Origin of the sequence: Xenorhabdus sp. PB30.3, assembly GCF_963895965.1 — a bacterium.
In the GTDB taxonomy this organism is placed as follows: domain Bacteria; phylum Pseudomonadota; class Gammaproteobacteria; order Enterobacterales; family Enterobacteriaceae; genus Xenorhabdus; species Xenorhabdus stockiae.
The window spans coordinates 1-5,834 of sequence record NZ_CAWQMW010000052.1 but is presented as its reverse complement, the minus strand read 5'-3'; the positions used below and the strand labels follow the sequence as shown (position 1 = coordinate 5,834).

Annotated in this window: 5 protein-coding genes and 1 pseudogene; 4 read left to right on the top strand and 2 right to left on the bottom strand. The window is 37.4% G+C overall.

Annotation, left to right across the window (positions count from 1 at the left end; genetic code table 11):
* Together AACX38_RS04355 and AACX38_RS04350 are read right to left on the bottom strand one after the other, a co-directional pair.
* On the bottom strand, nt 1–841 hold an 841-nt coding region (locus tag AACX38_RS04355; RefSeq protein WP_228865791.1), incomplete at its 3' end, for a hypothetical protein.
* 224 nt (nt 842–1,065) lie between these two features.
* Nucleotides 1,066–1,341, bottom strand: a complete 276-nt coding sequence (locus AACX38_RS04350; RefSeq protein WP_099109568.1) for a PAAR domain-containing protein — start codon at nt 1,339–1,341, stop codon at nt 1,066–1,068.
* Nucleotides 1,342–1,825: 484 nt separating this feature from the next.
* Between AACX38_RS04350 and AACX38_RS04345 the strand changes: the two genes are divergently transcribed.
* The 4 genes and pseudogenes from AACX38_RS04345 (at nt 1,826) to AACX38_RS04330 (ending at nt 5,574) form a co-directional block, all read left to right on the top strand.
* The gene (locus AACX38_RS04345; RefSeq protein ID WP_099120399.1) at nt 1,826–2,368 is read left to right on the top strand and encodes a dihydrofolate reductase family protein; all 543 of its coding nucleotides are present in this window, start codon (nt 1,826–1,828) and stop codon (nt 2,366–2,368) included.
* Nucleotides 2,369–2,556: 188 nt separating this feature from the next.
* A pseudogene (locus tag AACX38_RS04340) lies at nt 2,557–2,946 on the top strand (M20/M25/M40 family metallo-hydrolase); the annotation flags it as partial.
* Between the two features lie 281 nt (nt 2,947–3,227).
* Nucleotides 3,228–4,292, top strand: coding sequence for a bifunctional DNA-binding transcriptional regulator/O6-methylguanine-DNA methyltransferase Ada (gene ada, locus AACX38_RS04335; RefSeq protein ID WP_099120401.1), 1,065 nt, complete (start codon nt 3,228–3,230; stop codon nt 4,290–4,292).
* Between the two features lie 385 nt (nt 4,293–4,677).
* Nucleotides 4,678–5,574, top strand: coding sequence for an alpha/beta fold hydrolase (locus AACX38_RS04330; RefSeq protein WP_206601824.1), 897 nt, complete (start codon nt 4,678–4,680; stop codon nt 5,572–5,574).
* Nucleotides 5,575–5,834 lie beyond the last annotated feature (260 nt).

The window sequence follows — 5,834 nt, the reverse complement described above, 5'->3', positions numbered from 1 at the left end:
ATTTAAGATAACCTTCTGATAATTTGTAAAAATCCTGGCCCTGCAATGAAAACATTTTTATGAAATTTTTACCAGGAGAAGTACGGTTTGCTGTTCTCCATGCAATAACTTCTGTATTAGAAACCTTATTACTTTTAGCTATATTGATAGCATTTTTAATTAATTGACGATAAGCTAAAAAATTATCGTGAGTTCCATCATTTGCAGTGACTAACATACCATTAATTCTATTTTTTATACCTGATTCAATGTTGGGATATTGACTAAAACCCTTTATTGTTCTGGGGCCTGAAATTAATCCAATTAATTTATTTCCGTGTTTTGGGACATCAAGCTCATGTGATTTAGGAGACTTAACTCTGTTTAATAATACATCATGCATATACTGCATAGTGTCCTTAGCTTCTTTTTCATCATACTTTCCGCCGATTGTATCTGGTGATGTTGTCTCCGCCAACAACACCATCAGCATTGCTCGTTGTTCAGCAGTAAGATCAGCGGGGATCGATATTTTAGGTACGATATTAATCGTTAAATGTGGAAAGCAATCTTCAGCAACACCCTGAGCAAAATTAGGACAGAAATCAATATTTGTATCAACCGCCTTAACTTTACTTACTCCTATATTAATCGCTGTTATTTGCAATGTTTGCTCTCTCATCTTAGGATTATCACGCTGAAAAATAGATACCAGTCCGTTATCTGACAGAAACTTAAGATGCTTTCTGGTATTGAGGTTTAAGCCATCAATCTTTAATGTCAGTGTATTACCGGGAGTGAGATGAAACTCAGTTCCGAGAAGCGCTTTTCCGTTATTCCGCGTAACAATAAATCTAGACATAATTTGTTATCCTTTCTATTTTGGTTAAATCCGTTTTCTGCCCTATCTTATTCAATAAGAGTAATCCTATAAACAAATTAAACAACAATCCAATAAGACACCTCTTATTTTTGGTCATATCTTTTATATTTTAAAAGCTAATTGTCAATAACATAAATTATTTATTTAATCTCTTAAATGCCATCGAAGATATTTGCAATGGCATAATTAGTTATCAACCGTCATTATTTAGCATAGGAATCAGGAATAGACTGAATCAAGCCAGCCTGACAAGGGCAACTACTCTGGCTATCCAGCGTTCCTGCCATTCTTTGCTGATAATTGATAAAACCACTGACACCACCAATAATCCGGTATTTACCGGCAAATCTGCCACAACTGACCTCTGAACCCTCAAGAGCAGACGGCTTACCGTAAAAAGTAACTGTACTACTGCCCGTTAAAATTGCACCACCACATGTTGTCTTATCCCCAACAACTAAGAAGTATCCAATAGCCATCATTTATCCTTAAAGTGAATTTAATGTGATCGATCAATGTCCCCTATGGATTTCAAGTTGCATCACGGCGGCAAGATAATAAATCCCCGGGAACATAGATAACTATGTGACTGGGGTGAGTGAGCGCAGCCAACAAAGAGGCGACTAGAAAGACGACGGGTATAAATATATTATCGATAAAAACCGGATGATTAAAGCAACCATGCAGCATGGTTACAAATCAATTTATTCATCCTGCTTTATTTAAAATTTGTAGTAGTTGTGACAGTTAATACATAAAAAATTATAGACAAACTCTTTATTTCAAAAAGTTATGTGACCAACATCAATTTTAAACATGCTGTTCTAAAATATTAGTTTAAAAAGCTAATCCATTTTCGATTCCCCTGATAGAGTTATTAATAATGTAACAAAAAAAATTATCTCAACACCAACTGGGTTTTCCAAATATTCATAAGCCCTAAAAAGCAAAATGAGGAAAGATATGTCAAAGCTCATTTATTATGTTGCTGCAACAATGGATGGTTATATCGCTACAGAGAATCATGAGTTAGGCTGGCTGGAGACATTTGCTCTCAGCGATGACGCCACTCCTTATGAAACCTTTTATCAGGGTATTGGAGCAGCCATTATAGGGGCCGGAACCTATGAATGGATTATGAAGAATACGGCTGGTCACTGGCCATATCAGAATATCCCTTCTTTTATTCTCTCCTCCAGAAATTTACCTGTTCCTACAGAAATTAATGCCGTTGTCACTCATGATTCTGCCAGTGAAATTGCTTCTAAAGCTCGGGCCGCCGCTAAAGATAAAGATGTATGGATCATTGGTGGTGGAGAAACAGCAGCATTCTTTGCCGATGCCGGAGAATTACAACAACTATTTCTTACCACGGTGCCGGTCTTTTTAGGCTCAGGTATCCGAGTCTTGCCAGTCAACCATTTGATTGAGGCAGTACCCAATAAACAGCGTCTCTTAAGCAGCGGCGCCATTGAAACCATTATGGATATCAAACCAACAGCATAAACTGAATGATATTTTGATCCATTACAGGAGCCGATCTTTTATAAATTCAGGATCGGTTATGCTCTCAGCATTAAAGATCCTTGATTGCCCTCTCATCCAGAACAACACGATCTTTCTTACAGTCAGTGTTCGTGTTGATACCCTGTTGTTCAGGTCATCATATATGACAATATTTCCGTAGATCTGACCATAATGACCACAGTTCTATTCATGAAGGCTATGCGCATAACTGTGGTCACGACACTCATATGACAGTTGCCCTGACAGCCGCCAATTACCTGTCACAACATCAGAATGAAATGAGCGTCAACGTGCGCTTTATCTTCCAGATGGCAGAAGAAGATATGCGTATTCCGGGCGCAGATAAAATGGTTGAGCTGGGGTGCATGGACGGTGTCAGTGAAGTCTATGCCCTGCATAACGATGGCGCTGAGGATACAGGTACTATCGCTCTGACAAGCGGTACTCTCACTTCATGGGGAACGACATGGACTCTGGATGTCTACGGTGTTTCTGCCCACGGTTCAACACCAAAAAAAGGGCTGGATGCCATTCGCGAGATGTGTCGCATTATTGATTAATAGATAACTACCCGCATTCCAATGCTTATTTTATTGACGATGACTACCTGCTAGTTGGAGCACAAATATTTATTAATCTTGTTACTCGTTAATTGTATCTGGCGTCCGGTAGGGAATATTGAACGCTCTTTTATTTGATAAAAGATAGTAGCATCTATATGACTCTAATATATATTCTTTAAAAAATTAAAAAAGCAAGAGACAGGGTGATTTCCCTACCATTATCTACCAATCTATTAGTATTAAGGTGCTCATTCGCTAACCATGATAGGTGATATATGAGTAAAAAAAATTTATGGAAAACCAATGAGAAACGTTGGCAAGCCATTGTTGAACGTGATAAGGATGCTGATAGTCATTTCGTATACGCAGTGCGTACTACAGGAATATATTGTTTACCTTCCAGTACTGCCCGCCTACCAAAACGGGAAAATGTGATCTTTTTTGACAATGAAAGTGATGCTAAACAGCAAGGTTATCGTCCAAGTAAGCGTTTACCAGGAAGCCAGCCTGAACAAGAAGCTAGCAACCTTGCTAAAATAGCGCAAGCCTGCCGTTACATAGAACAAAATGAAGGCTATCTTCCTCTGGAAAGTATCGCCAATCACATAGGAATGAGCCCATTTTACTTTCATCGATTATTCAAGGCAAAAATAGGTCTGACGCCAAAAGCCTATGCCGATGCTTACCGTGGTCAGCGTTTGAGGAATAATTTAGAACAAAACCATAGTGTTACTGAAGCCATTTTAGATGCAGGTTTCAATTCCAGCAGCAGGTTCTATGAAATTTCATCCGATTTATTAGGTATGACACCGAAAATTTGGCGCGCCGGTGGAAAGGGAGTGCAAATTTACTTTGCATTGGGCATTTGTTCATTAGGTCATATTTTAGTTGCACAAAGTAAAAAGGGTATTTGTGCTATTTTACTGGGAAATGATCCCAATAAACTTTTACAGGAGGTGCAAGACAAATTCCCCCAGGCAGAGTTTATTGGTGGAGATCCCCAGTTTGAGCAAATTATCGCGCAAGTCGTCGGGTTTATTGAGACTCCGGAAGCTGAGCTAAAACTACCATTAGATATTCGCGGTACAGCTTTTCAACAACGAGTTTGGCTGGCGTTACGAGAAATTCCGGTAGGAACCACTATCAGTTACGCTGAAATTGCCAAGCGTATTGGTTCACCAAAAGCTATACGTGCCGTAGCGAATGCATGTGCCGCCAATATGCTAGCGGTTGCGATTCCATGTCATAGGGTAGTCAGGAATGATGGAAGTTTATCTGGATATCGTTGGGGGATTGAGCGCAAGCGAGAATTATTAATGAGAGAGGCCAAAAAACAATGAGTACAGATATTGATATTACAAATCGCCTGATTAATATAAACTGGATAAATACCATTAATAAATTAAATACCTTCGATTATAGCCACCTGAATAAGCTCTTAACAGAAAATGTATACGATTCACTAGTGGTAGCATACTCAAAAAAGGAATTACTCCGTACACATACCCACCCTGAAAAAAATAATTCATCCAATGGTGAATATAAATATTTCAATTATTCTTTACCTAATCTAGTTTCTGAATCACATAAAATCTCACACTCTAAAATATAATTAACTTAAAAACATGGCTATTATTTTTACATTCAATTCATTCATCTATCGTAAAAGTGTAAAAAAACTCGAAAAATAGAAATAGGTGTTTTCGTAACAAACTCGGAGATAATATGACAAACACAATATGTTTTCAGCATGCCCCAGGCACATTCCATAATATTAGAGGAAAAAGACTTTGGGTTGAAGAAGCAGGTAATGGAGAACCTCTCATCCTTCTATCAGGACTTGGGCCTGCCGGTTCACATGTAATATTTCATCCTCACTTCGATATACTACATACTGAATTTCGTGTCATATACTTAGATCTTTTCGGAAGAGGAAAATCTGATCAACCAGAATCTCTTTCCGAAATAACTTTTGAAGAGGATGTACTTGATGTTGCATGTGTAATTAACAAATTATGTCCAGATGGAGCACATATTTTTGGTTTCTCATATGGTGGTTTAATAAGTTTAAAACTTGCTTTGGATTATCCAGAATTAATAAAATCCTTGTTATTATGTAATAGCTTACATAGCCCTTACATGTGGCAGAAGAATCACGAAAATATAAATAAAATCATTGAAAATCAATTACCAGACGTATGGAGTGAAATATCCCAACTTCGTCGAAGTGGATATGCTTCAACATCACCAGAAATGCAATCTCTCTTTGCAAAAGGAGCTTCATTAGTCCGATTCTTCGACCCCAAAAACTCCGAAAAAATAGCTACGGAGCCTGGAGCTAGAAATATTGAATTATATCCAATCTTTTGTGGGGAAGATGTAGATTTTAATATTGGTGGTCAAATTTTAATGATCCCTGATTTTCGCCCTAGGTTGAAAGAAATATCCATGCCTACACGAGTAATTGCTGGTCGATTCGATAGAGCTCTCTATCCATTATTACAGCTTGATTTTTCTCATGAAAACGTTTCCTTACAATTCCTGGAACATAGTGGTTCATTTTCATTTATTGAAGAAAATGAAGAGGTAATGAATATTATCAGAACTCATTGTTCATCATAAAATATTTGTTCTGGAATTATGGGATTTCCATATCAATGGTGGTGGCATAACCACGTTTACCAATGATGAAAAAATTATTTACCTAGGATGTAATACTAAAGAGTGCGAACCTTTTTTTATAATACCTTATGATGGAATGAATCCATAAACAATACCGAAATAAATTCTCTATTGCCCGTTTAACTTATATTCCTTCCAGTGAAACGGGTTTTCATACCAGTAAAATCAGAATATTAAGTTTCATTTGATAATTAATAAAA

Coding starts and splice junctions, on each gene's coding strand:
- AACX38_RS04350 (WP_099109568.1), bottom strand. CDS start 1,341: ATGGCTATTGGATACTTCTTAGTTGTTGGGGATAAGACAACATGTGGT.
- AACX38_RS04345 (WP_099120399.1), top strand. CDS start 1,826: ATGTCAAAGCTCATTTATTATGTTGCTGCAACAATGGATGGTTATATC.
- ada (WP_099120401.1), top strand. CDS start 3,228: ATGAGTAAAAAAAATTTATGGAAAACCAATGAGAAACGTTGGCAAGCC.
- AACX38_RS04330 (WP_206601824.1), top strand. CDS start 4,678: ATGACAAACACAATATGTTTTCAGCATGCCCCAGGCACATTCCATAAT.